We start from the raw sequence: 1,120 nt of genomic DNA, 5'->3' as shown, positions 1-1,120 counted from the left end.
CCGCTGTGCGGGCCCCTCGCGCGACGCCTTTGCCCCGCTCCGGCACGCAAAGGTTAATGGCTCGCGCGCGGCCTGTGCAAAAGCATGTGCCCAACCTGTGGATTCTCGGTGGAAAACCTCCCTGCGACACAACATGTTGGGGTGAACAAACCAAGAAAATCCCGACATCGCTGATTCGTCGCCGATTCGTTCCGGCTTTGGGCCGGAACGTTAACGCCGAGGGCCGAGAAACGTACCCGAAAGATTAAGGCCCGTTAGGAAACGTCAAGAATTTCATAATCTTGGCCGAGGCCAGACGAACAACGTCGGTCGTTCATCGGCAAAGGTTAACGGCGACGCGCGACTCGCGTTCGTCCTGCATGAAACGGGCCAATCAAGCGATTCAGCATATGGTGAGACTCATCGTCAAAAAATCCACATGTAGCCATGAACAAACCATGAACTTCGGCGAGTCAGCGATTCGTCGCCGATTCGTTCCAGACTCGTTCCAACCGTTAATCGGGAGCGGATTTCGCCCCCCCACGCGACCCATGGAGACCGACGGCGGAACATTCCGCTTTCGCTTCGCGCTCGAAATCCCTATGTGTCGGCTGTCACACGCGCCATCGCCGGCGCGCCCCCGACTACGAGCGGCAGAAAGTCTATTTCCGGGCCGATGAACGTCCAGCCGAAACACCCCCAGCCGTTGATCCTTTCCGGCCGCGACGTGACGGCCGTGCTTGGACCCACCAACACCGGCAAGACCCACCTCGCCATCGAGCGCATGGTGGCGCATGAGAGCGGCGTCATCGGCCTGCCGCTCAGGCTCCTGGCGCGCGAGGTCTATGCGCGCGTCTGCGAGAAGGTCGGCGTCCACAAGGTGGCGCTGATCACCGGCGAGGAGAAGATCCAACCGGCGGGCGCCAGATATTCGGTCTGCACGGTGGAGGCGATGCCGCGCGAGACCGATGCGGCCTTCGTCGCCATCGACGAGGTGCAGCTTGCCGGCGACCTCGAGCGTGGCCACATCTTCACCGACCGTATCCTGCATCTGCGCGGCCGCCAGGAAACGCTGCTGCTCGGCGCGGCCACCATGCACGGCATCCTGCAGCGCCCCCTGAAGGGCATCTCGGTGGTGACG

1 protein-coding gene is annotated in these 1,120 nt (G+C 62.1%); it reads left to right on the top strand.

What is annotated here, in order from left to right; genetic code table 11:
• Positions 1-655: 655 nt before the first annotated feature.
• The coding region (locus tag EN742_RS35635; protein ID WP_348632878.1) for a DEAD/DEAH box helicase at positions 656-1,120 on the top strand (465 nt) is incomplete at its 3' end.

The organism is Mesorhizobium sp. M4A.F.Ca.ET.020.02.1.1 (genome assembly GCF_004022645.1).
GTDB lineage: Bacteria > Pseudomonadota > Alphaproteobacteria > Rhizobiales > Rhizobiaceae > Mesorhizobium.
Note: the sequence above shows the minus strand (reverse complement) of the source record. Positions and strands in the feature narration are given on the sequence as shown.